We start from the raw sequence: 26,694 nt of genomic DNA, 5'->3' as shown, positions 1-26,694 counted from the left end.
CGAGCTTCCGAACCCGGCTCACGCCCCATCACCGGGTCGGAACCGGAGGAGACGCATCGACTTCGGACTTCGCATCCACAGGTCTTGACGATTGCACTGCGCGGGCCTCGCGCACGTCCCTGATGGCCGCTGGCACAACGTCGGCCACCGTGCTGGCTGTGACCGCCACCTCATCGGGGGAATCGGCCTCCGGTGCCGGCAACTACGCGGCCAGCCCCCTCTCGGCCTCCTCCAGTTGGGAAGCAGGCAGTGCTTCGGGCGGCTTCACCTGGTCCTACCCTCTGACTGCTCCGCCGGCCGCTGCGGGACCTTCGCCGCAGCTGTCGTTGTCGTACGACTCGGGGAGCGTGGACGGCAGGACGGCTTCGACGAACAACCAGGGAACGCTCGTCGGTGAGGGCTTCGGCGACGTGGCGTCCTCCTATGTCGAACGGTCCTACGCCTCGTGCGACGACGACGGCGAGAGCGGCAAGTATGACGAGTGCTGGAAGTACGACAACGCCTCGCTCGTGCTGAACGGCAAGTCCACCGAATTGGTAAAGGACGACACCACCGGCGTCTGGCACCTGAAGGACGACGACGCCTCCACTGTCACCCACTCCACCGGCGCCGACAACGGCGACAACGACGGCGAGTACTGGACCGTCACCACCGGCGATGGCACGAAGTACGTCTTCGGCCTGAACAAGCTGCCCGGAGCGGACACCCAGCGCACCAACTCCGTCTGGACCGTGCCGGTGTTCGGCAACAACTCCGGCGAGCCCGGCTACGACCAGGGCTCCGCCTTCGCCGGCCGGGCCGTCACCCAGGCCTGGCGCTGGAATCTGGACTACGTCGTGGATCTGCACGGCAACGCGATGTCGTACTGGTACACCACGGAGACCAACTACTACGGAAAGAACGGAGCGTCCACCGGCACCGCCCAGTACACGCGGGGCGGCTACCTCACCAAGATCCTCTACGGGCAGAACAAGGACACCCTGTTCACCGGAACTGCCTCGGACGAGGTCACCTTCGGCTATGACGAGCGGTGCACCGCCGCCGACTGCTCCTCGCTGACCTCCTCCACCGCCTCCAGCTGGCCCGACGTCCCGTACGACTCCCTCTGCACCTCCGGCGCGGACTGCAAGGCCACCGGCCCGGCGTTCTTCACCCGCAAGCGCCTGACGAGCATCGACACCCACGCCTGGTCAGCCGCCTCCAGCGCCTACACGGACGTCGACTCCTGGGCGCTGACCCAGCAGTTCCTGGACCCGGGCGACATCGGCAACAGCACCGACCAGACCCTGGTCCTCAAAAGCATCAGGCACACGGGCAAGAACGGCACCGCGATCTCTCTGGACCCGGTCACGTTCACCTACCAGATGCGGCCGAACCGGGTCGATTCCTCCACGGACAACGTCCTGCCGCTGAACCGGCCCCGCATCCAGACCGTCACCTCCGAGGCCGGCGCCATCACCACGGTGACGCTGTCCAGTCCGGAGTGCGTACGCGGCTCGCACATGCCGTCGTCCGAGGACAACGACACGCTGAGCTGCTACCCGGTCTACTGGCACGTCAACGGCGCCACCGAGGCGACGCTGGACTGGTTCAACAAGTACCGGGTCACCGACGTCGTCACCTCCGACCCCACCGGTCTGGGCGAGACGATGGAGAACCACTACACCTACTCCGGGCCGGCCTGGCACTACAACAACGACCCGTTCACCCCGGCCAAGGAGCGCACCTGGTCCGACTGGCGCGGCTACCGCACCGTCACCACGCTGAAGGGCGCCTCCAGCGAAACCCAGTCCAAGACCGTGTCGCTGTATCTGCAAGGCATGGACGGTGACAAGCAGAAGGACGGCACGACCCGCTCGGTCTCCGCCCCGGGCATCGGCTTCACCGGCCTGAGCGTGGCCGATCAGACGGACAGCGACCGCTTCTCGGGCTTCACCCGCGAGCAGATCACCTACAACGGGTCCACCCCGGTCACCGTCACCGTCAACGACCCCTGGTCCAGCCGCACGGCCAGCCAGCAGAAGTCGTACGCCAGCGTCGAGGCCTACTTCGTCCGCACCTACAAGACGCAGACCTCGACCTACCTGACCGCCGCTTCCGACTGGCGCACCCGCAGCCTGACCACCAGTTTTGACAGCTACGGCATGCCCGCCACCGTCTACGACGCCGGAGACAGGGCCCTCACCGGCGACGAGACCTGCACCCGCACCTGGTACGCCCGCAACGACAGCCTTGGCATCAACTCCCTAATCTCCCGCACCCGTGTCGTCGGCCGCGCCTGCTCCACCGCCGAGACCGACCTGAGCCTGCCAGCCTCGTCAAGCGCCCGCGGGGACGTGCTGTCCGATGCGGCCACGGTCTACGACTCCGCCACCGCCACCGCCTGGACCGCCTCGCAGACCCCAACCCTGGGGGACGCGAACTGGACCGGACGTGCCTCGGCCTACCCCGCCACGGCCACCAATGGCGAGCGGTACCCGACCTCCTGGCAGACCGTCGACAAGACCACGTACGACACCCTGGGCCGGCCCCTGAGCGTGACCGACGCGCTGGGCAACCCGACGACCACCGTCTACACCCCGACGACGACGGGGCCGCTGACCAAGATCACGGTCACCAACGCGAAGACTCAGAAGTCCTACACCTACCTCGACTACGCCCGCGGCACTCCCGTCAAGGCCTACGACGTCAACACGAAGCTGACCGAGTCGACGTATGACGCATTGGGCCGGGTTACCGCCGTCTGGCTGCCCAACCACCTGCGGGCCGCCGGATACGGCGCCAACTACACCTACGCCTACTCGGTCACCGACAACGCCCCGTCCTGGGTCTCCACCTCCAGCATCCTCGGCGAAGGCGTCTACAACACCAGCTACACGATCTACGACTCGCTGCTGAGACCGCTGCAGACCCAGTCCCCGACCGCGAACGGCGGCCGGCTGCTGACCGACGTCCGCTACGACAGCCGCAGCCTGGCCTACGAGACCTACGCGGACGTCTTCGACTCCACCGCCACTCCCTCCGGCAGCTACGCCCGTGCCCAATACGGTGGCGCGCCGAAGCAGACCGACACCGTCTTCGACGGAGCCGAACGCCCGACCAACAGCAGCTTCTACGTCTACGGCGTCAAAAAGCGGTCCACTTCGACGACGTACACCGGAGATTCCACCGCCACCACCGCCCTGGCCGGCGGATCCGCGGCCCGCACCATCACCGACGTCTTCGGCCGCACCACCGAGCAGCGTGAATACTCCGGTACCGACCCGGCCGACACCGCCTATGGCTCGGGCGTCGGCACCGCCTACACCTCCACGAAGTACACCTACACCCGTGACTCCAAGCCGGACGTCGTCACCGGCCCCGATGGCACCCAGTGGTCCTACACGTACGACCTGTTCGGCCGTCAGGCCTCGGCGACAGACCCGGACAAGGGCACGAGCACCACGTCATACACCGACCTGGACCAGGTCGCCACCACCACCGACTCCCGCAAAACCACCCTCCTGTACGGCTACGACGAACTCGGCCGCAAGACCGACCAGTGGCAGACGTCCAAAACCGACGGCAACAAGCTCGCCCACTGGGCCTACGACACCCTGGCCAAGGGGCAGCTGGACTCGTCCACCAGCTACGTCGGAGGAGCGACCGGCACCGCCTACACCCGCAAGGTCACCGCCTACGACAGCCTGTACCGGCCGACCACCACTCAGTTGGTCCTGCCCTCAACCGACGCCCTGGTCGCCTCCGGCGCCGTCGCCTCCACGCTGAGCCTCTCGACGTACTACAACCTCGACGGCACCCAGCAGTACATCTCCGAACCAGCCGCCGCAGGCCTGGCCGCAGAGAAGGTCGTCACCCACTACGACAGTGCCGGTCTGCCCACTGACGTCGCCGGCCTCAGCGGCTACCTGCTCGGCGCCGCCTACTCCGAAATCGGCCAGCCCCAGCAGTTCACCCTGGGCACCTCGGCGGCCGAGGGCACCAAGAAGGCCTACATCACCAACACCTGGGAGGAAGGCACCGACCGGCTCAAGCAGTCGGCCGTCACCGACCAGACCCACAACTACGAACTGCAGGAACTGAACTACGGCTACGACGACGCGGGCAACGTCACCTCCATCACCGACCCCACCACTCTCGGCGGCACCGGCAAGGCCGATGACCAGTGCTTCGCCTACGACGGTCATCAACGCCTGACCGAGGCCTGGACCCCGTCCACCGCCGACTGCTCCGCCTCCGGCCGTACCACCGCGAACCTCGGCGGCGCCGCCCCGTACTGGACCTCGTACAGTTACACCGACGGAGGCCTGCGCTCCACGGAGACCAGCCACACCGCCGCCGGTGACACCACCAGGACGTACTGCTACGGCGACACCGCTCACCCGCACGGCCTGACCGCCACCACCGCGGCCACTTCGTGCACGGGTGTGACCGCCACGTACGCATACGACGCGACCGGCAATACCACCGGCCGCCCCAACGGCACCGACACCCAGAGCCTCACCTGGAGCCCCGAGGGCCAACTCGACACCCTCACCGAGAAATCCAGCACCGGCACCACGAAGAGCACCACCAGTCACGTCTACGACGCCGACGGCACTCTCCTGATCCGCCGGAACGCCGGCGGAGAGACCGTCCTCTACCTCGACGACGGCACAGAGGTCCACCTCGACGCCTCCACCTCGACCGCCAAGTACTGGGCCCAGCGGTACTACAACGCCGGCGGCCAGGTCATCGCTCTGCGCACCAACAAGAACGGCACCGAGAACCTCTCCTGGCTCGCATCCGACCAGCACGGCACCAGCAGCCTGGCCCTCGACGCCGCCAGCCAGGCGGTCACGAAGCGATACACCACCCCCTTCGGCGCCTCCCGCACGGGCGGCACCGGCACCTGGCCCGACGACAAGACCTTCCTCGGTAAGTCCGCCGACTCTTCCAGCAGCCTTACCTACGTCGGCGCCCGCGAATACGACCCGACGATCGGCCGTTTCCTCAGCGTCGACCCGGAACTCGACACAAGCGACAGCCAATCCCTCAACGGCTACACCTACGCCGACAACAGCCCGTTGACTCAGAGCGACCCCACGGGCCTGGAAAGCTGCGGGCTGGCTCACTACTGCTCCGGCAGTAACGGCACGTACGGCACCTATCACGAGGAAAACGACCCGGGGTCGAAGAAGTACAAGGGCTCCAGCCACTACTGCGACACGCACAAATGCGGCAGCGGCGGTGGCACCGGCAGTGCCCCGGCGAGCGATCCGGTCACGATCGCGCCGATCCCGCCGCGCCAGTTCGGCGCGGAGGCGAAACGCGCATGGCTCGACGCACTCCACATGGTGGACAGGCAGAACCGGATGACGGACTCCAACGACATGTGGGACGCCCGTAACGGAATCCACCTGGCGAGTGAGACGTTCTGGCAGGTCTTCTGCGACGAGGCCCCCGGAGCCTGCCCCAAGAGCCGACCCGATGCTCACAACTCAACCGACTTCGGGTATTTCCCGATGTCTTCGTCGGACTCGTCGGGAGAGTCACTCAAAGACGTTGTGCGTGGTGGCACCTCGGTGGCAGCTGCCGGAATCTGGTACAGAAATCTGCGTCCCGACGAGGATCCGGCAGAGGGATTGTTCGCCAAGAACGTCGACGGCGACTACACCATCAACGTGCAGATCGGTCAGGGGAGTCGGGTAAGGACCCAGTGGATTTCGGTGACGAAGAGCTGGGATGTGATCAAGAAGTGGCGCCAGCCCGGACAACGGGTCGCTATCATCGACGGCGACAAAGTCGAGGCGCGGCTGGTCGACCTCACCACCGCGGAAAACAGGGCAAGGTACCTGCGAGGATGGTCTGCGAACACAAACGCGCAATCATCACAAGAGGCTCTGGTCGAGAGATACATAAACCCGAACGCCATAATCGGAATGGTCGAAGATGAGGAATGATCCAGTGGATGAGGAACTCGTGTCGCGACTGAGCGAAGCGGCTGACGGATTCATCGTTCCCTTGCGCCTGAACGATGGGTTCGATCGGCTCGCGCTGGACGAGCTGTGCAGGCAGATCGACCGGCTCGGGCAGCAGTGGCGCACGGCCGAGGTCATTCCGAAATCAGCCGCCCTCCTCCTCTCGGAGCTGTACCCGGCGATCAGCGCCTGCGCCGACCTCTACGCGGGGGACGAACGCCAGAAAATGATCGATGCTGCGGTGCGGGTCGGAGAAAGAGTCACCTACGCCTTGGACCCCGCGGGCGAACCCGAGATGTGAGGCCACGCGCTGCACCGCCACCGCACACGACGAGCCCCGGACCATGCGTCCGGGGCTCGCTCGGCATTCGGCCTACACCAGGTCCGCCGCCTCTGGCTGCCAGCTGCATGAACAGGCCCATACATGGTTGTCCTGGACGCGGTACCGCAACCGCTGCGGAATGAAAATCCGCTCCGGGCGGGTTCGAAGGCCGCCCTTGAGCTGGCGCGATCGTCCTCCATGCCTTCGGCGCGATCCTGTCGGGCCTCATTGAGGTGGAGTTGAGGCCGCAAGGACAGGAACAGACCGACAAAGGCTGACTAGCCCCAACATGGATAACCGCATCTGAACTGCAAAAACGTCAAGGATGAGCGTTGATCGGCAAGAACCGCCAAGATCCTCAAAGGACTCATAATCCGTCGGCCGTGGGTTCGAGTCCCACCCGCCCCACTGTGCACCCATGTGACCTGCGGAAACGTCTCATCTGGGGTGCGGGTTCAGGGCGTTGGTCCACGGGGCTGAATCCGCTGCTCGTGAGTTCGACTCCGCTGCCATCACCGTTAGTTGAGGTCCCTCTGACCTGCATAGACGTATCGGCCTGCGGCAGGAGGATGGCGTCGTGGGTGGGCTGTGCGAGTGTCTGGACGTCGAATTCTGGACGCTGGCTGGACGCGAGGATCCGGAAGTGGTGTCGCCCGGTGACCCCTGGGTGTCGGGAGACGGCCCAGGCCACAGCGGACTGACCGCCAGGCGGCCGGATCGGTCAGAAGCGCGGTGCCCGTCGGCACCGCGCGAGCTTTACTGCCTGAGGTCGATCGTGCGGACCGGCTGCCCTGTCGTGCGGGCGATGGTTTCGAAGTCGCGGTCGTAGTGGAGCAGAGTGAGTCCCGCTTCTTCCGCGGCTGCAGCCACCAGGAGGTCCACGGGGCCCGCGCTGCGGTGTTCTCCCTTGGCGGTCAACTGTTCCTGGATGACGCGGGAGCGGCGGTAGACACCGTCGGGCATGGGGCACCAGGCGTAGTGGGCGTCGAGTGCCGACTTCAAGCGGGCGCGGTCCGTGGCCGAACGGGCCGAGTAGAGGACTTCCAGTTCGGTGAGGTCGCAGATCGCGACGAGGCCGGCGGCGATCCTGTCGTCCCATTCGGCCGTGTTGTGGCGGAGCAGGACGCGGGCAAGGGCGGAGGTGTCGATGAGGTAGTCGGCGACTGTCACTCGTGCGCCTCGGTGTCGCGGTCGTCGGTTGCCGCGCCCGCGCTCGTGGGGCGGTATGCGCTCTTGTCCAGCAGTAGGTCGATGTCCAGAGCGCCCTCGGCCACCAGTTCGCGGGCCTCGTCGAGTGCTCGCAAACGCCGGTAGCGGGCCGTGACTTCCCGCAGCGCGGTGTTGATGGTGTCGCGTTTGGTAGAGGTGCCGAGCTCTCTGGCAGCTGCTTCCAGTGCCTCGTCGTCGAGATCAATGACCGTCCGACTCATGGTGGCCTCCTCCACTTGAGTGTATCAGATGAAGTATATCAAGATACAAGATCTTTTGTATATTCCAAAGTGGGGGCCGCAACCGTTCGTGTGAAGCGTCTACGGCTACGGCACCCAGGACGCCGGCGGCACGCTCGCGCAGCCGCACACCCTGACCAAGGTCACCCCTGCCGGGCACCGCGTCGAGCTACACCTGCACAGCGGTCGGCAACGCCGAGACCAGGACACTGCCCGGCGGCACGCAGAACCTCGCCTGGAACGCCGAGGGACAAGGTCACCGAGGTCAAGGGCTTCGGTGACGGCCTCGGAGCGGTCGTCGGCCTGTCCGGCAAGTGCCTGGACGACGCCAACGGTTCCACCGCCGACGCCAACCCCGTCCAGCTCTACCGGTGCAACAACTCCCGTGCCCAGCAGTGGCGGACGACCGGCGACACCCTGCGGATCCTCGGCAAGTGCGCGAGCGCTGCCGGCACCGCGAACGGCACCAAGATCCTGGGCGTAAGGGGGAACGCTTGCCATGCATTTTTCGCGCGCACAGCAGGTACTGGCAGGACCGGGCGCCCAGTCCGTTGACACCTTCGCGAAGCGGGTCTTCGGGTACCTACCACGAGCCGATCAGCGCCGATGGGCCCAGACTTATCTGAAAGGGCTGCTGCTCACCGACGGCAGGAAGTCGATGCGGCGGGTGGCGGAGTCGGTGTCCGGCTCGCCACGGTGTGGTACTCGCTGCAGCAGTTCATCAACAGCAGTCCATGGGAGTGGGGACAGGCTCGTGACGCTCTGACACGGTGGATCGAGGAGCGGTCTTCTGTGCGGGCTCTGACCATCACACCCGTCATCCTGCCCAAGCGCGGCGATCAGTCCGTGGGTGTGCATCAGCGATTCGACCTCTCTTGTGGGCGAACCATCAACTGCCAGCTCGCAGTTGGCCTCTTCCTGTCCTGCCTGGGGGCCAATTTTCCTGTCGACTGGCGACTCGTGCTTCCACGGCAATGGACTGACGACCCTGGACTGCGCCAGCGTGCCCGCATACCCGAGACCGAGAGTTTCCGTCCGCAGTGGAGGCACATGGTGGACCTGCTGACCGACCATGTCGGTAGCACCTCTTCACCGGACGTGCCGGTAGTGGCCGACATGAGCGACGCAACCGACCTCGTGGAGCTGACGGCCCTTCTGGTCGGCACGGGGCGCGACTTCATCGTCGCTGTCAATCCCCGGCTGATGTTCGCCAGCGAGGGCAAGGTGTCGGATCAACGTTTGCACAACCGCTTGCAGAGGACTCCACACGACGGCCCCCGTCCAAGGTCCGGGCTCGTGGTCGGCGGCCGTCCGGTCGGTCCGGACGCGCGGCGTACCTGGAGCCAGCACACCGCAGCCGTCACGGGTTCCGACGGAAGCTTCCGGCAGGCCCAGATCCTGTCCACGCTGGTGCGGCAGCCTGTTCGGAAGCCGCAGCAGGGTGGCGGTGATCAGCGGCCGTACAGGTTGTTCACCGAGCTCGCCGCGGACGGACGGCCGGGCTCTCGGATCTGGTTCACCAACCTCACTCACCACCGCTTGGACGAGCTTCTCGAGCTGACCCGCCTCTACGTCAGTTCCACCGTCACGGCGGACTGCATGGACGGTCGCTACGAGCTGCTGGACTTCGCCGGCCGTTCCTTCCCCGCCTGGCACCATCACATGACCATGGCGTCGGCGGCGTACGCCCATCTGCGCCTGGCAGACTACGGGTATCCGTCCCTGCCGTATCTGGCCGGGCAGCGCGGCGCCTGAAAAGACACCGGCCGGGAGGCGATGTACCTCTCCCGGCCGGTCGGAGCGATCTGGCCTCACAGCGCCGCGCAGGTGGTCTCGACCTCAGGTGCGGCTGCGCTGCCCAGCAGGCGCAGAGCCGCCTCGGAAGGTGAGCCCGGTTCGGCCGTATAGGCGATCAGGCGCTGGCCGGACGAGCCGGGGATGACGAGGTTCTCGAAGCTCAGGTCCATCGTGCCGACCAACGGGTGACGCAGCTGCTTCACTCCCGAGGTACAGGTGCGCACCGGATGGCGGGCCCAGCGGGAGGCGAACTCATCGCACTGAACGGTGAGTTGGCCGACCAGTTCGGTCAGCCGGCGGTCGTCGGGGTGGCGGCCGGCGATCAGCCGCAGCGAGGCGACCGCGAGCTGCGCCTCGTCGTGCCAGTCGGTGTACAGCGCGCGGTAGCGGTCATCCAGGAACAGCATCCGCGTCACGTTGGGCCGGGTGGCCGGCGTCTCGGGGCTGTCCGCGGGCAGATGCGCGGCGAGCAGTGCGTGCCCCAGCCGGTTCCAGGCCAGTACGTCGTTGCGGCGGTCCAGGACCAGCGCCGGCACCTCCGACATGGCCGCCAGCAGTTGCCGTGCCGAGGGGCTGGCCTGCTCCGCGCGGGGTGTGGTGGGGCGGGCCGCGGTGGCGTTGGGTCGGGCCAGGTCCTTCAGGTGCGCGGTCTCGTCGTCGGTCAGCCGCAGGGTGCGCGCGATCGCGTCCAGCACGGAGTCCGAGGCGCTGAGGGCACGGCCCTGTTCGAGACGGGTGTAGTGGGTGATGCTGACCCCGGCGAGCATGGCCAGCTCCTCGCGGCGCAGACCGCTGACCCGGCGGCGGGTCGGATGCGGGGTGATGCCGACGTCCTCCGGGCGCAGTGCGGCACGGCGGGACCTGAGGAAGTCTCCCAGTTCGGACGGAGCGTGCATCGATGCCTCCCGTTCACTCCCCTTCATGATGCCCGCCCGCCGGGCCAGGCGTGAGCCATAAGGGTGGTCATGTGATGACCACCCTTGCGCTGACTGTGCGAGACAGGGTGCTGGCTGGGTCCCCGGGCCGAGACGAGTCTCTTTCCCGACGGTGTGCACGACAGACACACCGGCGAAGCTCGAACGAAAGGGACTCGACGTCATGTCCGTCACTGATTCGGACACGGCCGGTACGGCCGTAGGAACGGCCCCGGCCGTCCTCACCCCGCGTCTGCGGCTGGTGCTGGTGCTGCTGCTCGCGGCCCAGTTCATGCTGGCGGTGGACTTCTCCATCCTGAACGTGGCGCTGCCGGTGATCGGCGAAGGCCTGGGATTCTCTCTGGCGCATCTGCAATGGATCGGCACCGCGTTCGCCCTGTGCGCGGCGGGCTTCACCCTGCTGTTCGGCCGGGTCGCGGACCTGTTCGGCCGTCGCAGGCTCTTCCTCGGCGGTCTGGTGGTGCTGGGCGCGGCGTCGCTGGTGGGCGGTCTGGCGCAGAACCCGGAGGTGCTGATCACGGCCCGTGTGTTCCAGGGGCTCGCGACCGCGGCGGTGACCCCGGCCGGCCTCTCGCTCATGACGACCTCGTTCCCGGAGGGCCCGCTGCGGGAGAAGGCGCTCGGCCTCAACGGGGCTCTGATGTCCGCCGGGTTCACCACCGGAGCGATCCTCGGCGGTCTGCTGACCGACCTGCTGTCCTGGCGCTGGGCGTTCTTCATCAATGTGCCCGTCGCCCTCGCAGTCCTGATCGTCGCCCCGACGGTCATCAAGGAGTCCCGACCCGACGAGCGCCCGAAGCTGGACGTTCCCGGCGCCATCAGCGTCACCCTCGGTCTGCTGGCCATCGTCTTCGGCCTCACACAGGCCGGTGAGCACGGCTGGGGCTCCGCGAACGCCCTGCTGTCGCTGGCGGCCGGCGTGCTGTTGCTGATCGTGTTCTGGGCAGTCGAGCGCAAGGTGAGCGCCCCGCTGGTACCGCTCAGCGTGCTCGGCAAGCGTTCGGTGGCCTGGGGCAACGTCGCCGGTCTGATCGCTTTCCTCACGGAGACCTCCCTGGTCTTCCTGTTGACCCTCTACCTCCAGGAGGCGCTCGGCTTCTCCCCGCTGGCAGCCGGTCTGTCCTTCGGCGTGCTGGGCATCGGAACGGTCGTCGGCGGCTCGGCCGCCCCGAAGGTCATCGGTAAGATCGGCACCAAGCAGACGCTGATCACCGGCGGCATCCTGCAGGCCGTGTTCACGGCCGCCCTGCTCGGCCTCGGCGACGACCGCTCCTGGATGTGGCTGCTGCTGGTCGCCACCTTCGTCGGCGGTGTGGGCAACATGCTCGTCATCGTCGGCTTCATGGTCACCGCCACCTCCGGTCTCGCCGACCACGAACAGGGCCTGGCCACCGGGCTCGCGACCATGACCCAGCAGATCGGCATCACCATGGGCACGCCGATCATGAGCGCCATCGCCACCGCCGCGATGACCGGCACGGGAGCCTCGGCCATCCTCGGCGGACTGAAGACGGCCATCGCGGTCAACGCCGCCCTCGTTGTCTTCGGCGCCCTCACCAGCGCCGTGTTCCTGCGTGGTGCGCGGTCGAGTGCGCAGTAACTCACGACGGTACGAACCCCGCGCCGGCCTGGCCGCTCCGGACAAGGACAGGGCCGTACGTCCGGACGGCCGGCGGTCCGGTGAGGTGCAGTGGCGGCCGGTCTGGCTCGAGGCGGGGACCCATCGCATACCGGTTCGGATCTACCGGCCCGGACCGCGGTCGTACGGCTGGCTGGTCTGGGCGCACGGCGGCAGCTGGCAGGCAGGGTCGGTCGAGCACTGGCACGGGCCCGTCATGGACCTCGCGAGGACCTCGGGGTGCACGGTGGTCAGCACCGGCTACCGACTGGCCCCCGGCTATCGGCACCCCGCCCAGCTGGAGGACGTGCTGACCACGCTGTTCTGGGCCGGGGAACAGGCGGCGGACGGCGAGCCGCTGGCGGTCGGGGGCGACAGCGCAGGCGGCACCATCGCCGCCTGCGCGGCCCTCGCCCGCCGCGACCGCGACCAGCCGCTCGCCGCCCAGGTGCTGGCGTACCCGCCACTGGACCCCGACTGCGCCGCCGCCTCTTACACCAGCGAGCGGGGCGCCTTCCCCGCGGCGGAGGATCTCCGGCTGGCCTGGGAGACGTATCGCGGCGGGGTGGAAACCGCCGTACGCGGCGGGATCCCGCTGTACAGCACCCCCCTGGCGGCAGAGCGGCTGGGCGGCGTGGCTCCGGCCGTACTCGCGGTCGGCGAGCTCGATCCCGTCCGCGATGACGTCGCGGAGTACGCCCGGCTGCTGCGCGAGGCGGGCAACGCCGTACGGCTGAAGACCTTCCCCGACACCCCGCACGCGGCCTTCCTCGCCGCCGACGGTGCCGGTGCGGGGAACTCGGGGCTGCGGCGCTGGCTCGGCACGGCGCTGCGCGAGCAACTGCAACGACGGAAGGAGACACCATGACCACCACACGGCCAAAGACGGGGCCGCCGCACATCGCGGCCCTGCTGCGCCACTTCGGGGACCTGCGCGACGGCACCCATGGCGAGGGCGGCGACACTGTGTCGCGCCGGGGCAAGGAACGGCACTTCGAGCAGGCAGTCGAATTTTTTGAGGGTGTCTGGCACGAGCGCGACCTGCGGCGTCGCGTCAGTGACGCCCGGCCATACGGAGCCGTCAGGACCGAACGGGTGCTGTGGGAGACAGGCAGGAAGGTCGGCCGCGACGGCTCCGTGACAACGATGGACTCAATCCGTACGAAATCGCAGTGGGCCAAACCTCGAAAGATCTGCACCCAATGACCTTCGGTTGGCGACGTCAGGCGGCGGCGATCAGCGTTTCGGCGGCGGCCCGTGTGGCGGCGATCAGCGTGCTGCGCCGGCTGCTGCTGCTGACAACGACACCGGCGCCGTGGAACAGCGTGTGCAGCTGGACGGCGAGCATCTCGGGATCCCGCACGTCTGCCCGGGTAGCCAGTTCTGTGAACAGCTCATGGACCGCGGCACGGTAGGCGTCGGTGGCCCGCTGGACCTGCACGCCCGCGGCGGGCTCGGCGCTGGGTGATGACGTCCTCGCCCAGGTGTATCCCGGCGGCATCGTGGTGGGCCCGCACGGTGGTGGAGTCGATACTGACCAGGGACAGGTCCACCTCGCCCCGCTTCGCGGCTTCCGCGATCAGGCCCTCCAGCAGGGCCTCGAAGACGCCGGCATCACGCCACTGCCGGAAGCGGTTGTGCACGGTCGACCAGGCGCCGAACTCCTGCGGCGTCTCCCGCCACTGCCCGCCGGTCCTGAACCGCCAGACCACACCCTCGAACTGCTCCCGGAGCCGCTCGGGGCAGGGGCCGCACTCGCCGACCGGCAGATGCGGCCCGGTGAACTCCCGCTCTGCGTCCGTCAGTTGCACTCGCGTCACACAAGAAGATCTACCGGACCAGACCCCGCCGCGAGAGCGGAGTCCGGAACTGCCACCGTCTGCCCTCGCGCCGAACCAGGCTCAGCCGAGACCGCGATGGGCGGCCCACAACGTCCCGGCGCGGCTGGCCGCGTCGACAACCAGGGCCGCCAGTTCTGGTTCGTCGGGGACCGGGAAGGAGACATATGCGCTCCGACCACCGCCGACTGGTCGGCCATAGGCTTTCGCGGCGAGGTGACCGTCCCGGAGAAGCCGGATGTTGAGCGTGGTCAGTTGAAACTCTTCACCACGTCGAGTGTCCGTCCAGCGGAGCGCCTGCGGGATCGTGACGTTGATCGCCAGAGCACTCACTTCCAGGTCGCTGCTCATGGACGGATGCTCTCACGCGAGTCGCACAGGCGGCGGGCGAAGTAGACAGTTTGATCACGACTCGATACGCGCCCTAGTGCCGTGACCGCATAGGTTCACCGGGAGGACCTGTTCGACGCCTTCGGCTCCAAGGAGAAGACGCTGCACGCCAATATGGGTGGGCACACCGGCGTCCCGCAGTTCGCGGGGGACGCCGCGGCCCAGTTCTTCGCCCGGCACCTGAAGTGACGCCGGGCCGTCAGGCCACCGGCGGACGGTAGCCGTGCGATCCGGTCCCGGTGGCGAATCCTGCCACCCGGGAAGACCGCGGTGATCGTCCTGGCTGTTCTGCGCCACGATCAGCGCCTGTCCTGAAGGAGGTCTCCGAATCTCTCCCGACGGAACTGGGCCCTCTCCACGAGGTGTTCCTGTGGAGAGGGCCCAGCGCTTGGTGCTCGCATGACCAGTGGCTCTAGCTGCTGTTCTTCACCGGCCGCCGAAGAACGTCCCTGATTCTCCACCACAGCTTGCGGGCCCGTGGGGTCTCAGCGGAGTAGCTGGTGCTGAATCTGATGTTGTCCGCGGTGCGCCCCAGGGGCGTGCCTTCGGGCGAGTACCGCGTGGGGGGTTGCTCGACCATGCGTCTCTCCTACGGATTCGGAGACCTGGTCCCGCATCCTTTGCGTAGATCGTTGTTGGAGCGGGTCTTCGGGCCCCAGCCGATCCCGCTGGCGTAGCCCTGCATCACAGGGTAATAGGTGTAGGTGCCGCCCCCGTCGTCACAGTCCGTCGACCACCCGTAGTCGATGAAGCTGTTCGAGGTCAGCCCCGTGCCGTGCCAGTCGTTGTAGCCGCGCGGCCCGCTCCACGAGCTGCGCCACATCTGCGTCTGCAGCTTCTGCGAGCCGAACGAGCCGCTGCACGCCTGCGAGGTCTCCCACTGGAACCACGCCCCGGCACCGGCCCCGTGGAAGGAGACATCGGATATGTACACCGAGCAGCTCGCCGCAGCCGGAGCAGCGGACCCGGCGGGTTTGGCCTCACCGGCCTTGTAGGTGAAGGAGTACAGCTCACCCTTCGTCGTCCTGCCCCACTCCCCGATGGTGGTCCCCGTCACCACGCGGTGTCCGTCCACCATCACGTGCCCAACTGAGGGGTTCGAGTTGTCCGAGGCGTCCGGCGTTACCGCCGAGGCCGACGTACTGAAACCCAGAACAGCGGCCGTGGCCAGGCCAACACTCATTACGGACAGGGGTCTTGCTGTGCGCATGGTGTTCCCTTCCGTTGATGCCGGTCGGTCGATCCGACAACAAGGGAACACTAGTTCGATGACAAGGTGGGGGAGGTACTCGGCGCAGGCTTGGCTGAATCGCGATTGCCTCACCTGCACTGAACGCCTCACAATGGCGCAAAGCCCCCTTCGCCCTCGCCGCGCGCACCCATACCTGGCCCACGGATTCAGGCCGGAACTGCACTGGTTCCTGAGGCCCGTTCCCCCCCCCCGAGCGTCCAGGCGGACACCGTGTGATCAAGCGGCCCGAGCTGTGGCTGCCCGGTCGGGCAACGGACGATCTGCTTCGCAGACTGCCGCCCGTGACCAGCGTGAGTACGCTGGTGAAGCTCGCCGACGACTCGGCGGTCGCCGGCACCACCCGGGACCCCGGCCTCGACAGCATCCGCACGGACCAGCCCACCGACCAGACGAGGCGCCGTCCGGCACCACCACCCCGGCCCCGTCCGGCACCGCCCCGGTCAGCTTCGGCACCGGCACCACCGGCCAGCAGACCGCCCTGCGCACCGGTAGCTCGGCCACCGCCACGCAGACCGACTACGTGCCCGCCGGCCCCCTCCCGGTCAGGCTGGGCCCGGCCCCCGACGCCCCGCCCCCAGCGGCACCTGGCAGGTCGGCGTCTTCGACCGCGCCGCCCCCCGAGGCTCAGGGCGTGGACGGCACCCTCGTCAAGGTGACTGCGCCGGCCACGGGCTCGGTGCCCGTCTCGCTCCAGCTGAGCTGCAAGACGTACGGAGTCCAGCTATGGCGACCCTCGGGGCGGCAGTCCAGGTGTTGGGGCCGGATTGAGGCCGAAGGGACCGGGTGGGGGTGAGCAGCCGTGTGGCTGGGGACCTGCCTGGCCAATTCCACTGACTGCCCTGACCCGTAACCGTCCTCGCCTTCCGTGGAATCACGTGATCGAGTCGGACGGTCAGGACTGCCCTCAGGGCCTCGTAGGTCTCCCGTGTGCCGTGGCGTTCCCCGCGGATAGGGTGGACGCAGATCGACAGGGACGGGCTGGGCGAGGGCGGCGGACGGCGTGGGCGGTGCTGAGGACAGCAGGAGCACGGGCACCGGGCGCCCCACGTCTCGGGACGTCGCCCGGCTCGCCGGTGTGTCGCACACCGCGGTGTCCTTCGTGTTCAACGGCCGGGCCGAGGGCAACCTGTCGCCCGCCACCCAGGAACGCATCCGGCAAGCCGCTGCACAGCTGGGCTACCGCCCCGATCCCGTCGCCCGCGGTCTGCGCCGTCGCCGTACGGCCGTGATCGGGCTGGTCACCGATGAGATCGCGTCCTCACCGTTCGCCGGTCGGCTGCTGCGCGGCGCCATGGAGACGGCCTGGGAAAGCGACCATCTCGTCCTCACCGTCGACTCCGGCGGCGACCCGGCCAAGGAGGACGCGGCCGTCGCCGAACTCCTCGACCGGCGCGTGGACGGCATCATCTACGCGGCCATGTCACTGCGCCGGGTCCGGGTCCCCGAGGGACTGCACCGCACCCACTCCGTGCTCGCCAACTGCCTGCCCGAGGACGACTCCCTGCCCGCCGTGGTCCCGGCGGAACGCGCCGGCGGCCGTACCGCGGCCCGCCTGCTGCTCGACGCGGGCCACCGCCGGCTCGCCGTGATCGGCGGCCTGGACGACATCGCTTCGGCCGAACGTACCCGCGGCTTCCGGGACGCACTGCGCGCCGAGGGCGTCACCGTGCCCGAGCAGTGGATCGTGCGCGGCGGCGGGGAGATCTCCGCGGGATACACAGGGACGCTCCGCCTGCTCGACGGGGTCGAGCCGGATCGCCGCCCCACCGGCGTCCTGTGCTACAACGACCGGGTCGCGGCGGGTGTCCTGCACGCCGCGACCCGGCTTGGGCTCGACGTCCCCGCCGATCTGTCGGTGGTCGGTTACGACGACCAGGAGCACATGGCCGCGTTTCTCACCCCGCCCCTCACCTCGGTCGCGCTGCCGCACCGGGCGATGGGCGAGGCGGCGGCCCGGCTGCTCCTGGACGCCATAGACACCGGCCGGACGCCGCCCGCGACCGCCCGGCGCCTGGCCTGCCCCGTGGTCAGCCGCGCCTCTGTGGGTCCGGCGCCCACCCGGTGACCCGGGCACCCGGTGGACGCCGCCCGCGACCGCCCGGCGCCTGGCCTGCCCCGTGGTCAGCCGCGCCTCTGTGGGTCCGGCGCCCACCCGGTGACCCGGGCACCCGGCCCGTCGACCACAAGCTCGGCGATGTCGCCAGGGCGCCGGTAGACGCGCTCGGTGACCATGGCCCGTTCCGCGACGAAGAGTTCGAGGAGCGAGCCGTCGACGAGCAGCCGGAGCGCGAGTTCCGGCGCCTTCGGCACGTGCACGGTGATCGGGGCGGAGCCTTCCCTGCCGGTGCGGGGCCAGGCACCGCGGTCGAGGAGGACGGTTCCGCCGGCGGGGTCCGCCCGGAGGGTCAGCTCCCGGCCCGACGGGTCCCGGAGCAGGCTCACCGTGGTCGGTCCGCATGCGGTGATCGTCAGGTCGTACGTGTGTGGAAGCGGAACCCGGCCCGGCGCGACGACGAACGGCTCGGCCGGGCGGAGCAGGTCGAGTTCCGGGGCCGGACGGACGCGCAACGAGCCGTCGGGGTGGACGTCGACGACCCGTGGCGCGGTGAGTACGCCTGCCCATCCCGCCCGGTGCACCTCGTCTTGCGGGCGGGCCTCCCACGACCAGCCCCACAGCAGTGTGCGGCCCGGTTCCTGGAGCACGGCCGGAGCGTAGAAGTCCCGCCCCTGGTCGAGCCGGCCGCCGGCGCGCGTCACGAACGTCAGCGTTCCCTGGCCGTCCCTTTGCAGACGGCCGGTCAGGTATCCGGTCGAGCAGGGATCTCCGTCCCACAGGGACACCAGAAGTACGTGGTCGCCGCCCGCTGTCTCGTACAGGTGCGGGCACTCCCAGCCCACCGCCTTTTCGCCGAACGCGGCGACGGCCACCGGGTCCTTGCCGTCCAGCAGCACACCGGCGAACCGCCAGTCGGTCAGGTCGTCGCAGTCGTAGAGCAGGACCGACGGCGTGCCGTCGGCGTGCCCGGCCCCGACCAGGGCCCAGCGCCTGTCCGCGTGGCGGAAGACGAACGGGTCGCGGAACATCACCACGTCCAGTCCCGGCGGCGGCCCGGCCACTACGGGCGTCGGCAGCGGCTTCCACTCGGTCAGCCGCTCGTCGTCCGGGTCCGCCGCCCGCGCCAGGCAGATGGTGCCGAGTCCGGCGTGGGCACGGTCGATTCCCGTGTATACGGCGGTCGGTGTGCCGGCTTCGTCGATCACGCAGCCCGACCAGCAGCCGGCCTCGTCGGGGCCGCCGGGCGTCGGCGTGAGGGCGACCGGGTGGTGTTCCCAGTGGACGAGGTCGCGGCTGGAGGCGTGGCCCCAGTGGATGTCGGCGTGGACCGGGGCGTCCGGGTTGTACTGGTAGAAGAGGTGTCGGCGTTCGCGCCAGCGGAACGGGCCGTTGGGGTCGTTGATCCAGCCCGCGGCCGGACTGATCCGGAACCGGGGTGCGTGGGGGTCGTGGCTCACCGGTTGACTCCTGCCGAGGTGATGCCCTCGCGCAGTGGGCGCTGGCCGACGACGAACACGGCGAGGGCAGGCAGCATCGACAGCACGACTCCGGCCAGGACCACCGAGATCGACCCGGTGCCGAGGTTGCCCTGCAGCGAGACCAGACCCAGCGGAAGCGTGTAGTTCTGGCTGGAGGTCTCCAGGATCAGCGGGCGGAAGAACTCGTTCCAGTGGTAGTTGAAGGCCAGCACGCCGACGATCGCCAGGCCGGGTGTGGCCAGCGGTGCGTACACCGAGCGGAAGATCCGCCAGGGGCCCGCGCCGTCCAGCATGGCCGCCTCACCCAGGTCCTTCGGCATGCCGAGGAAGTACTGGCGCATCAGGAACGTGCCGAACGCGGTCGGGAAGGCCGGAATGATCAGGCCGAGGAGCGTGTCGGTGAGGCCCATCGACTTCAGCACCAGGAACACGGGCACGATGGTGACCTGCAACGGCACCATCATCGTCGCCAGGACCAGGCCGAACAGCGGCTTCTTGAAGCGGAACTGCAGGCGCGCGAAGGCGTATCCGGCGAGACCTGCCGTGATCATCTGGCCGAGGGCGATCAGCGCCGTCACCAGCGTGGAGTTCAGGGCGAGCAGCCACACGTCGATCCGCTCGAAGACTCCGCGGTAGGCCGCGGTCGTAGGGTGCGTCGGGATGATCTGCGGGGGCAGGTCGAAGGACTGGGCCGGAGTGCGCAGGGAGGTGGAGACGGTCCAGATGACCGGGCCGAGCGTCAGCAGGGCGCACACGGTCAGTCCGGCGATCCGGGTCCAGGGGGCGAGCGAGTAGCGTACGCGGCTCAGGGTCATGGTTGCTTGGCTCATGCGGCTCACCGGCTCACTGGTAGTGGACGAAACGCCGGCTGAGCCGGAACTGGAGGGCGGTGACCGCCATGATCAGGGCGAAGAGCAGCACGCCCACCGCGGATGCCTCGCCGAAGTCGAGCTGCTCGAACGCCCTTTCGTAGATCACCATCACCACGGTGCGGGTGGCGTCGCCGGGTCCGCCGTCGGTGAGGACGTAGGGCTGTTCGAAGACCTGCAGGGCATTGATGATGCCGACCACCGACGCGACGAGCAGCGTCGGCGACAGCAGCGGCAGCGTGATGCCGAGGTGCTTGCGCAGGCCGGTCGCGCCGTCGAGGGCGGCGGCCTCGTGGATCTCCTTGGGGATGTTGTTCAGACCGCCGACGAACAGCAGGAACGAGAAACCGAACTGCTGCCAGACGTAGACCAGGATCACCGTGGCCATCGCCGCGTGCTCCGAGGTCAGCCAGGGCACGGGCGCGACGCCGACCAGGCCGATCAGCCAGTTCACCACCCCGAAGTCCTGGTTGAACAGGTACTTCATCACCACCGAGATCGATGCGGCGGACAGCACCAGCGGAAAGAAGAACGCCGAACGGAACACCGAACGCAGCCACACCGGCATCCGCCCGTTCAGCGCGAGCGCCAGCGCCAGCGCGATCAGCAGTTGCAGCGCGACCGCGAGGACCATGAAGAGGAGTGTGTTGCGGAAGGAGACCAGGACGGTCGAGTCCGTGAACGCCGTACGGTAGTTGGCGCCGCCGGCGAAGCGCGGCGGGTCGATCACGTTCCAGTGGAACAGGCTCAGCACGATGGACCCGATGATCGGCACGACCGTGAAGACGACGATGCCGACGATCGTGGGCGTCAGGAACAGGACGGACAGCAGCCGCGCGCCGCGGTCGCGGACGGAGGGCCGCACGGCGACGGCGGGTGGCACGGCGGGCCGTGGACGTGCGGCCGGGACCTGGGTGTTCGTCATACCTCACGCTCCATGGCCTGCTCCAGGTCGCCCTGCATCCGGCGCAGCGCGGGGCGCACCGCACGCGGCGAGGCCAGCGCGGTGCCGGTGTACTTGAGCAGGACGTCGGTCACCTCGGCGACCTGCGGCGGCGCGGGGATCGGGCCGGTGTCGGGAAACCGGTCGAGGGTGTCGTAGAAGACCTGCCAGTGCGCCGGGCCGCTCGCGGCGTAGCGGGCGGCGTTGAGCATCGAGCGCCGGGCCGGTGTGGTCTGGTTGCCGCGGAACAGCCGGGTCATGGTGTCCTTGCGGGCCGCGTACTTGATGAACTCCCAGGCGGCTTCCTGCTTCTTCGAGGTGCGCAGCAGCGCGTAGCCCGCCGCGCCGAACTGGTGGCGCTGGGTACGCCAGCGCGGGAAGTACTGCACGTCGTAGTCGGCGGCCCGCATGCCGGCCAGATGCAGGCCACCTGCCCAGAAGCCGCCCGCCGGCGTGACGCCGACGCGGCCGGTGGAGAACACGCCGACCAGATTGCTGCCGTTGCCGCCCTCGGGCCGGGTGCACAGGTTTTCCTGGACGAGGGAGGCGAGATAGTCGTACGCCTCCTCGACCCGGTCGGCGGTGGCCTGCGGGGTCGTCCAGCGAAAGCCCCCGCCGCGCCCCTGCCGGTCGGCGGCCGGGTAGAAGGTGTCCCACAGCCAGGAGCCGCCGGGTGCCTTGGACTCCTGGAGCAGGTTCGTGTCGTTTGCGAAGAGCCAGGGCACCACGCCGCCCCACAGCCGGTTGGTCCAGAAGTACGGCGTGAAGTGCGCATCGCCGGCACGCTTCATCTCCCGCAGCAGCGCGGTGAAGTCGTCGCGGCTCCAGTCGGCCGACGGGAAACCCGCGCCCGCCCGCTCGAGTACCTGCTTGTTGAGGTACATGTCGGCGGCGTTGAACTCCATCGGCAGCTGATAGAGGTTCCCCTCGTACATCATCGACTCCACCAGCGAGGGGTGGACGTCGGCGAAGTACTCACGCAGGTCCGCCGCGTCCCGCCGCACCCAGCGGTCCAGTGGCACGCCGAGCCGCCGGGCGAACAGCTGCACGCCCTCGGTGGCCACATACACCAGGTCGGGCGCGCTGCCCGCGGCGATCTGGGTGAGGATCTTCGCGAAGAAATCCGACCAGTCGACGGCCTGTACCGCGTTCACCCGCAGCGGGATGCCGGGGTGGAGACGGCAAAAGCCCTTGGTGAGGGCATCGACGGTGGCCGGGTCGAAGGCGGAGCCGAGGGTGGCGACGACAAGGGAGCCGTCGTCGCGGCCGGGGACGTCCGCTCCGGTGAGCCGGTCCCAGCTCGCGGCGGTCGCGGCCAGGGCGGCTGCGCCCGCCCCGTAAGCGCCGTACCGCAGCAGCCTGCGGCGGGGAAGGTGCGAGTCAGTCATCAAACGGGCCTAACTCGTGTTAGTTCAGGGGTGATGCCCCAGATGATGGGAACCGGGCAACAGGCCTGTCAAGGGTCGGGAACGCTTGACCTTTAACGAGTTAGGTCTACAGTCCTCGTTCACGCGAGCCGCTTTTTCACGCCCTCCGCGTTGTGAGCCGCACTCGCGTGCGTGACGAGCCGCCACGGGCCCGCACGGGCCGCCAGGAGAGGAACGATGCGTCATGCCCGGAACATCGGGGATTTCCAGGAGATCACTGTTCGCGGGATCGGCGGCGGGCACCGCCGCCGCACTGCTGTCCGCCGGAACGGCCACGGCCACGGCCGCCCCGCAGCCCGAAGCCACGACCAAGGACAAGAACAAGGTCAAGGCTGCGGCGAGCGGCGCGAGTTACCGCGCCGCGTACCACTTCACGGTTCCCGACCAGTGGAAGAACGACCCGCAGCGGCCCGTCTGGATCGACGGCGAGTACCACTACTACTACCTCTACAACGCCGACTACTTCACCGGTGTCGTCGGCACCGCGTGGCGCCTGGCCACCACCAAGGACCTGGTCTCCTTCACCGACCGCGGGGTCGCCGTGCCCAAGGACACCACGCCAGGCGGCGACCTCTGGTCGGGTTCGGCGGTGGTCGACACCGGCAACACGGCCGGATTCGGCGCCGGCGCGGTCGTCGTCATCGTCACCATGTCCCCCGGCGGCGGCACCGACCATCAGGAGCAGTTCCTGTACTACTCGACCGATGGCGGTGTCACCTTCGGCAACTACGGGACCGACCCCGTCCTGCCCAACCCGGGCGTCGCCGACTTCCGCGACCCCAAGGTGATCCGCGACGAGGACCGGGACCGCTGGGTGATGGCCCTCGCCGAGAACGACAAGATCGGTTTCTACCACTCCGACGACCTCAAGTCCTGGACCTACGTGGACGGTTTCGTCCACGACGGCATCGGCGTCCTGGAGTGCCCCGACCTGTTCCGCATCACCGCCGGCGACGGCACCGTCAAGTGGGTGCTCGGCGCGAGCGCCAACGGCAAGGGCTCGGGGCTGCCCAACACGTACGCCTACTGGACGGGTGCCTTCGACGGCAGCGCGTTCACCGCTGACGCGAGCGACCCGCAGTGGCTCGACCACGGCTGGGACTGGTACGCGGCCGTCACCTTCGAGAAGCGGGACGCGAGCGGCGCGGTGGACGCGACCGCCCGGTACGCGATCGGCTGGGTGAACGACTGGGACTACGTCAACACCACCCCCACCATCGACTGCGACGGCTTCAACGGCACCGACTCCGTCGTCCGCGAGGTCACCCTCAAGAAGGCGTCCGACGGCACCTACTACCTCGCCTCCCAGCCCGTCGCCGGCCTCGACTCGCATGTCTCCCGCACCGTGAACCTGGGCGACGTGACCGTGGACGGCACGAAGGTGCTCGACTACACCGGCATCTCCTACGAGGTGACGACCGAGATCGCCTGGTCCCAACTCACCGGTGCCGGCCTTCAGCTGAGGCGCTCCCCGGACGGCGGTCGGCACATCGACGCCGGAATCTACGCCGACTACGCCTTCCTCAACCGACGCAACACGGTGAACGCCGACACGTCCGGCAAATGGCAGGAGAGCCACACCCCGTTCGACCCGTCCGCCGGCACGGTGAAGCTGCGCATCCTGGTGGACCGCACGTCCGTGGAGATGTTCGTCGACGACGGCCGCTACGTGCACACCAGCCAGGTGTTCCCGTACCTGCTGGACACCCGGCTCGCGATGTTCACGATCGGCGGCAGTGCGGTGTTCCGCAACACGGTGATACGCGAGTTCTCGGTGTGAGGCCGGCCGGGGACGCGTGTGCGGACCGTACGCGTGAACCTGGCGGTGCTCAACCGCTCGCCCGGCGAGCTGCCCCCGTCAGGTGGGCTCGGCGCCCGGGTCATCGGGTGATCCTGTAGCGGTGTTCGGGACGGCCGGTGGCGCCGTAGCGGAGTTCGAGCCGGACCATGCCCTCCCGTACGAGGTAGGAGAGATAACGCTGAGCCGTTGCGCGGGAGACGCCGGTGAGTTCGGCGGCCTGGGCGGCGGACAGGGCGTCCTGGGCGGTGCGCAGGGCCTGGTGCAGGAGGGCGAGGGTCGGTGCGGAGTGCCCCTTGGCCGGGACCCGGGGGACGACCGGTGGCCGGGCGGCGCTGAAGAGGGCGTCCACGTCGGCCTGGTCGGTCCGCGGGGCAAGGCCCAACGCGGCTGTGCGGTACTGGAGTTCGCGGTAGGCGGTGAGACGCTCGGCCAGGTCGGCGGAGCCGAACGGCTTGACCAGGTAGCCCACGGCGCCGAGCTTCATCGCGGTCCGTACCGAGGTGATGTCCCGGTCGGCGGTGATCATGAGCGCGTCGGGGCGGGCGCCGCCCTCGTCCGAGCTGAGCTGCCGCAGCACGTCGAGTCCGCTGCCGTCCGGCAGGAATATGTCGAGCAGCAGCAGGTCGGGGTGGAGGGTGCGCACCGCGTCCAGTGTCTCGGCCACGGTCGACGCCCGGCCGACCACCTCGAAGTCCTCGATACGGGACGCGTAGTCGCAGTGGATGTGGCTGACCCGGAAGTCGTCGTCCACCACCAGGATCCGGATCATCCGGCGTCACCTCCGGTCGGCGAGGCCGTCGTGAGCTGTGCGTACCGTGGCACGGGGGTGGCGTCCGGCAGCGGCAGAACGACGGTGAAGACCGCTCCCGGCCCCTCGGTGACCGTGATCGTCCCGCCGTGCCGCTGGGTCAGCCGGTGGACGAGGGCAAGCCCCAGCCCGCGCCGGGCGGTGCCCCGGTCGGGCCGGGTCGACCAGCCGTCCTCGAAGATCGACTCGGTGGCGCCCGGCGGAATCCCCGGGCCGCTGTCCGCGACCCGCACCATCACCAGGTCGACGGCCTCCACCAGCGAGAGCAGCACCTCCCGGCCACCCGCCGGGGGCGGTCCCCCGGACGCCGCGTCGATCGCGTTGTCCAGCAGGTTGCCGACGATGGTCAGCAGCCGGCGCAGATGCGGCGGGTCCTCGCCGAGCGCGGAGTCGTCACTGAGCACCATCCGTACCCCGCGTTCCGCGGCCACCGTGGTCTTGGCGACGATCAGCCCCACGAGCAGTGCGTTGCCGATCCGTTCGCGTACGGACTCGGTCAGCGCCTGGTCGGCGCCGGCCGACTCCACGGCGTACTCGAAGGCGGCGTCGTGGTCGCCGATGTCCAGCAGCCCGGCCACCGTGTGCATGCGGTTGGTGAACTCGTGTTGCTGCGCGCGCAGGGCATCGGTCAGCCCGCGCACCGAGTCCAGTTCGCGCAGCAGCCCGATCAGCTCGGTGCGGTCGCGTACGGTGACCACCGCGCCCAGCTCACGGCCGTGCAGCGTCACCGGCATCCGGTTGACCACCAGGCAGTGGTCGTCGGTCAGCACACTGAGGTCTGCGCCGGTCAGGGTGCCGTCCAGGGCGCGGCGCAGCCGCCCCTCCGGCAACACCTCCTCGAGTCGGCTGCCGAGCGCCGTACCGAGGCCGAGCAGATTGCGGGCCTCGTCGTTGACCACGGTGATCCGGCCGTCGGGAGCGAAGGCGATCACGCCCTCCCGGATGCCGTGGAGCATGGCCTCGCGATCCTGGAACAGTCCGGCGATCTCCTCCAGTTCCAGCCCGAAAGTCGACCGCTTCAGTTGCGTGGCCAGCAGGAACGCGGCAGCCGAGCCGAGTGCGACGGCGATCGCGCTGTACAGGCCGAAGGTGGGCAGCTCCCGCCACAGCTCGCCGAGCACATCGTGTTCGGGGATGCCGGCCGAGACCTCGCCGACCAGCGTGCCCGTGGGCCCTTTCAGCGGAGCCTTGCCGTTGGCGGACCGCCCGGTCGCGCCCTGGTCGGAGCCGACGTGGGGACGGCCGTCGAGGACCACGATGGGATCGTCCACCGGCTCGCCGATCAGCGCCGGGACCGGATGCGAGTGGCGGACGCCGTGCAGGTCGATCACGACCACGTACGACGCCCCCGATGCCTTCCGTATCCGTTCGGCGACGGTCTGCACGATGCCGTCGTCGGCCCCTTGCGCCATGGCCTGCCGGATCTGCGGATCGGCGGCAGTGGTCTGCGCGATGTCCAGTGCCCGCTGCTCGTAGGCACGGTCGATCTCGGCCCGCTGCGCGAACGCGAACAGTACGAAGCCGATGGCTCCGGTGAGGGCCAGGATGACGAGCTGGTTGGCCAGGATCCGCGCGGAGAGCCTCCCCTTCCCGCCGCGGCCGATCCGGATACGGATGGGCATCACAGGTGACTTCGCCCTTGTCGTACGGCCGGGCACGGCCCCTTCGCCGTACCCGTGATGGCGTGATTGTGTCCTACCGCGGACGTCCTGCCCACCCCCCGGTCCGCTGAGCAGAACGCGCAGAACCCCT

Annotated in this window: 21 protein-coding genes and 3 pseudogenes; 11 read left to right on the top strand and 13 right to left on the bottom strand. The window is 68.8% G+C overall.

Annotated elements, in window-relative coordinates:
* Together ACZ7OO_RS10125 and ACZ7OO_RS10120 are read left to right on the top strand one after the other, a co-directional pair.
* Positions 1–5,105, top strand: a pseudogene (locus ACZ7OO_RS10125) (RHS repeat domain-containing protein); the annotation flags it as partial.
* 841 nt (positions 5,106–5,946) lie between these two features.
* Positions 5,947–6,261 carry a hypothetical protein gene (locus tag ACZ7OO_RS10120; RefSeq protein ID WP_471503364.1) on the top strand — a complete coding sequence of 105 codons (315 nt, stop codon included), beginning with the start codon at positions 5,947–5,949 and terminating at the stop codon, positions 6,259–6,261.
* Positions 6,262–7,038: 777 nt separating this feature from the next.
* Here ACZ7OO_RS10120 and ACZ7OO_RS10115 read toward each other — a convergent pair.
* A complete protein-coding gene (locus ACZ7OO_RS10115; protein ID WP_416986546.1) occupies positions 7,039–7,452 on the bottom strand; it encodes a PIN domain nuclease in 414 nt (137 codons plus the stop codon).
* A complete protein-coding gene (locus ACZ7OO_RS10110) occupies positions 7,449–7,712 on the bottom strand; it encodes a type II toxin-antitoxin system VapB family antitoxin (RefSeq protein ID WP_471503362.1) in 264 nt (87 codons plus the stop codon). The genes ACZ7OO_RS10115 and ACZ7OO_RS10110 overlap by 4 nt, the downstream gene beginning before the upstream one ends.
* A gap of 69 nt (positions 7,713–7,781) precedes the next feature.
* Here ACZ7OO_RS10110 and ACZ7OO_RS10105 point away from each other — a divergent pair, with 69 nt between their 5' ends.
* Genes ACZ7OO_RS10105 through ACZ7OO_RS10095 form a run of 3 tightly spaced genes read left to right on the top strand, consistent with a single transcriptional unit; the run spans position 7,782 to position 9,485 of the window.
* Positions 7,782–8,285: a ricin-type beta-trefoil lectin domain protein gene (locus tag ACZ7OO_RS10105; RefSeq protein WP_471503361.1), complete on the top strand. Its 504-nt coding sequence runs from the start codon at positions 7,782–7,784 to the stop codon at positions 8,283–8,285.
* On the top strand, positions 8,230–8,496 hold the full coding sequence (locus tag ACZ7OO_RS10100) for a transposase (protein ID WP_471503359.1): 267 nt from the start codon (positions 8,230–8,232) through the stop codon (positions 8,494–8,496). The genes ACZ7OO_RS10105 and ACZ7OO_RS10100 overlap by 56 nt, the downstream gene beginning before the upstream one ends.
* A complete protein-coding gene (locus ACZ7OO_RS10095) occupies positions 8,427–9,485 on the top strand; it encodes an IS701 family transposase (protein WP_471503357.1) in 1,059 nt (352 codons plus the stop codon). Before ACZ7OO_RS10100 ends, ACZ7OO_RS10095 begins: the two co-directional genes overlap by 70 nt.
* A gap of 56 nt (positions 9,486–9,541) precedes the next feature.
* Here ACZ7OO_RS10095 and ACZ7OO_RS10090 read toward each other — a convergent pair whose 3' ends face one another.
* Positions 9,542–10,423, bottom strand: coding sequence for a helix-turn-helix transcriptional regulator (locus ACZ7OO_RS10090; RefSeq protein WP_471503355.1), 882 nt, complete (start codon positions 10,421–10,423; stop codon positions 9,542–9,544).
* A gap of 202 nt (positions 10,424–10,625) precedes the next feature.
* Between ACZ7OO_RS10090 and ACZ7OO_RS10085 the strand changes: the two genes are divergently transcribed.
* From ACZ7OO_RS10085 to ACZ7OO_RS10075, 3 genes are read left to right on the top strand one after another with little or no spacing between them, the layout of a single operon-like run.
* The gene (locus tag ACZ7OO_RS10085) at positions 10,626–12,062 is read left to right on the top strand and encodes an MFS transporter (RefSeq protein ID WP_471503353.1); all 1,437 of its coding nucleotides are present in this window, start codon (positions 10,626–10,628) and stop codon (positions 12,060–12,062) included.
* Positions 12,052–12,948, top strand: a complete 897-nt coding sequence (locus ACZ7OO_RS10080; RefSeq protein ID WP_471503351.1) for an alpha/beta hydrolase — start codon at positions 12,052–12,054, stop codon at positions 12,946–12,948. The genes ACZ7OO_RS10085 and ACZ7OO_RS10080 overlap by 11 nt, the downstream gene beginning before the upstream one ends.
* Positions 12,945–13,286, top strand: a complete 342-nt coding sequence (locus ACZ7OO_RS10075; protein WP_471503349.1) for a hypothetical protein — start codon at positions 12,945–12,947, stop codon at positions 13,284–13,286. The genes ACZ7OO_RS10080 and ACZ7OO_RS10075 overlap by 4 nt, the downstream gene beginning before the upstream one ends.
* Positions 13,287–13,302: 16 nt before the next feature.
* Here the strand turns inward: ACZ7OO_RS10075 and ACZ7OO_RS10070 are convergent, their stop codons facing one another.
* From ACZ7OO_RS10070 to ACZ7OO_RS10060, 3 genes and pseudogenes are all read right to left on the bottom strand, one after another.
* On the bottom strand, positions 13,303–13,443 hold the full coding sequence (locus ACZ7OO_RS10070; RefSeq protein WP_471503347.1) for a hypothetical protein: 141 nt from the start codon (positions 13,441–13,443) through the stop codon (positions 13,303–13,305).
* A 70-nt stretch (positions 13,444–13,513) separates the two neighbouring features.
* Positions 13,514–13,900 (bottom strand): annotated as a pseudogene (locus ACZ7OO_RS10065) (transposase); the annotation flags it as partial.
* Positions 13,901–13,981: 81 nt separating this feature from the next.
* On the bottom strand, positions 13,982–14,269 hold the full coding sequence (locus ACZ7OO_RS10060) for a hypothetical protein (protein ID WP_471503345.1): 288 nt from the start codon (positions 14,267–14,269) through the stop codon (positions 13,982–13,984).
* A 105-nt stretch (positions 14,270–14,374) separates the two neighbouring features.
* Here ACZ7OO_RS10060 and ACZ7OO_RS10055 point away from each other — a divergent pair.
* Positions 14,375–14,497 (top strand): annotated as a pseudogene (locus ACZ7OO_RS10055) (alpha/beta hydrolase); the annotation flags it as partial.
* Positions 14,498–14,897: 400 nt separating this feature from the next.
* On the opposite strand, the gene ACZ7OO_RS10050 reads toward ACZ7OO_RS10055, so the two are convergent.
* A complete protein-coding gene (locus ACZ7OO_RS10050; RefSeq protein WP_471503343.1) occupies positions 14,898–15,365 on the bottom strand; it encodes a hypothetical protein in 468 nt (155 codons plus the stop codon).
* Between the two features lie 1,195 nt (positions 15,366–16,560).
* Here ACZ7OO_RS10050 and ACZ7OO_RS10045 point away from each other — a divergent pair.
* Positions 16,561–17,625 (top strand): LacI family DNA-binding transcriptional regulator, encoded by a 1,065-nt coding sequence (locus ACZ7OO_RS10045; RefSeq protein ID WP_471503341.1) that lies wholly within the window; start codon positions 16,561–16,563, stop codon positions 17,623–17,625.
* A 56-nt stretch (positions 17,626–17,681) separates the two neighbouring features.
* Here the strand turns inward: ACZ7OO_RS10045 and ACZ7OO_RS10040 are convergent, their stop codons facing one another.
* The 4 genes from ACZ7OO_RS10040 to ACZ7OO_RS10025 are packed head-to-tail and all read right to left on the bottom strand — an operon-like array spanning position 17,682 to position 22,294.
* Positions 17,682–19,073, bottom strand: a complete 1,392-nt coding sequence (locus ACZ7OO_RS10040; RefSeq protein WP_471503339.1) for a glycoside hydrolase family 32 protein — start codon at positions 19,071–19,073, stop codon at positions 17,682–17,684.
* Positions 19,070–19,924: a carbohydrate ABC transporter permease gene (locus ACZ7OO_RS10035; RefSeq protein ID WP_471503337.1), complete on the bottom strand. Its 855-nt coding sequence runs from the start codon at positions 19,922–19,924 to the stop codon at positions 19,070–19,072. Before ACZ7OO_RS10035 ends, ACZ7OO_RS10040 begins: the two co-directional genes overlap by 4 nt.
* Positions 19,925–19,937: 13 nt before the next feature.
* Positions 19,938–20,888, bottom strand: a complete 951-nt coding sequence (locus ACZ7OO_RS10030) for a carbohydrate ABC transporter permease (protein ID WP_471503335.1) — start codon at positions 20,886–20,888, stop codon at positions 19,938–19,940.
* Positions 20,885–22,294, bottom strand: a complete 1,410-nt coding sequence (locus tag ACZ7OO_RS10025) for an extracellular solute-binding protein (protein ID WP_471503333.1) — start codon at positions 22,292–22,294, stop codon at positions 20,885–20,887. The genes ACZ7OO_RS10030 and ACZ7OO_RS10025 overlap by 4 nt, the downstream gene beginning before the upstream one ends.
* 223 nt (positions 22,295–22,517) lie before the next feature.
* Between ACZ7OO_RS10025 and ACZ7OO_RS10020 the strand changes: the two genes are divergently transcribed.
* Positions 22,518–24,113 carry a glycoside hydrolase family 32 protein gene (locus ACZ7OO_RS10020; protein ID WP_471503331.1) on the top strand — a complete coding sequence of 532 codons (1,596 nt, stop codon included), beginning with the start codon at positions 22,518–22,520 and terminating at the stop codon, positions 24,111–24,113.
* Positions 24,114–24,213: 100 nt separating this feature from the next.
* Here the strand turns inward: ACZ7OO_RS10020 and ACZ7OO_RS10015 are convergent, their stop codons facing one another.
* Complete coding sequence (locus ACZ7OO_RS10015; protein ID WP_471503329.1) at positions 24,214–24,903, bottom strand: response regulator; 690 nt, start codon at positions 24,901–24,903, stop codon at positions 24,214–24,216.
* The gene (locus ACZ7OO_RS10010; protein WP_471503327.1) at positions 24,900–26,564 is read right to left on the bottom strand and encodes an ATP-binding protein; all 1,665 of its coding nucleotides are present in this window, start codon (positions 26,562–26,564) and stop codon (positions 24,900–24,902) included. The genes ACZ7OO_RS10015 and ACZ7OO_RS10010 overlap by 4 nt, the downstream gene beginning before the upstream one ends.
* Positions 26,565–26,694 lie beyond the last annotated feature (130 nt).

The sequence above is a fragment of the Streptomyces sp. NPDC111744 genome (assembly GCF_055634995.1).
This window is presented reverse-complemented; position numbering and strand designations above follow the sequence as displayed.

What these genes read in the sequence shown, in the direction of transcription:
- ACZ7OO_RS10110 (WP_471503362.1), bottom strand. Translation starts at nt 7,712, where the DNA reads ATGAGTCGGACGGTCATTGATCTCGACGACGAGGCACTGGAAGCAGCT.
- ACZ7OO_RS10100 (WP_471503359.1), top strand. Translation starts at nt 8,230, where the DNA reads ATGCATTTTTCGCGCGCACAGCAGGTACTGGCAGGACCGGGCGCCCAG.
- ACZ7OO_RS10090 (WP_471503355.1), bottom strand. Translation starts at nt 10,423, where the DNA reads ATGCACGCTCCGTCCGAACTGGGAGACTTCCTCAGGTCCCGCCGTGCC.
- ACZ7OO_RS10085 (WP_471503353.1), top strand. Translation starts at nt 10,626, where the DNA reads ATGTCCGTCACTGATTCGGACACGGCCGGTACGGCCGTAGGAACGGCC.
- ACZ7OO_RS10075 (WP_471503349.1), top strand. Translation starts at nt 12,945, where the DNA reads ATGACCACCACACGGCCAAAGACGGGGCCGCCGCACATCGCGGCCCTG.
- ACZ7OO_RS10060 (WP_471503345.1), bottom strand. Translation starts at nt 14,269, where the DNA reads ATGAGCAGCGACCTGGAAGTGAGTGCTCTGGCGATCAACGTCACGATC.
- ACZ7OO_RS10035 (WP_471503337.1), bottom strand. Translation starts at nt 19,924, where the DNA reads ATGAGCCAAGCAACCATGACCCTGAGCCGCGTACGCTACTCGCTCGCC.
- ACZ7OO_RS10030 (WP_471503335.1), bottom strand. Translation starts at nt 20,888, where the DNA reads ATGACGAACACCCAGGTCCCGGCCGCACGTCCACGGCCCGCCGTGCCA.
- ACZ7OO_RS10025 (WP_471503333.1), bottom strand. Translation starts at nt 22,294, where the DNA reads ATGACTGACTCGCACCTTCCCCGCCGCAGGCTGCTGCGGTACGGCGCT.
- ACZ7OO_RS10020 (WP_471503331.1), top strand. Translation starts at nt 22,518, where the DNA reads ATGCCCGGAACATCGGGGATTTCCAGGAGATCACTGTTCGCGGGATCG.
- ACZ7OO_RS10015 (WP_471503329.1), bottom strand. Translation starts at nt 24,903, where the DNA reads ATGATCCGGATCCTGGTGGTGGACGACGACTTCCGGGTCAGCCACATC.
- ACZ7OO_RS10010 (WP_471503327.1), bottom strand. Translation starts at nt 26,564, where the DNA reads ATGCCCATCCGTATCCGGATCGGCCGCGGCGGGAAGGGGAGGCTCTCC.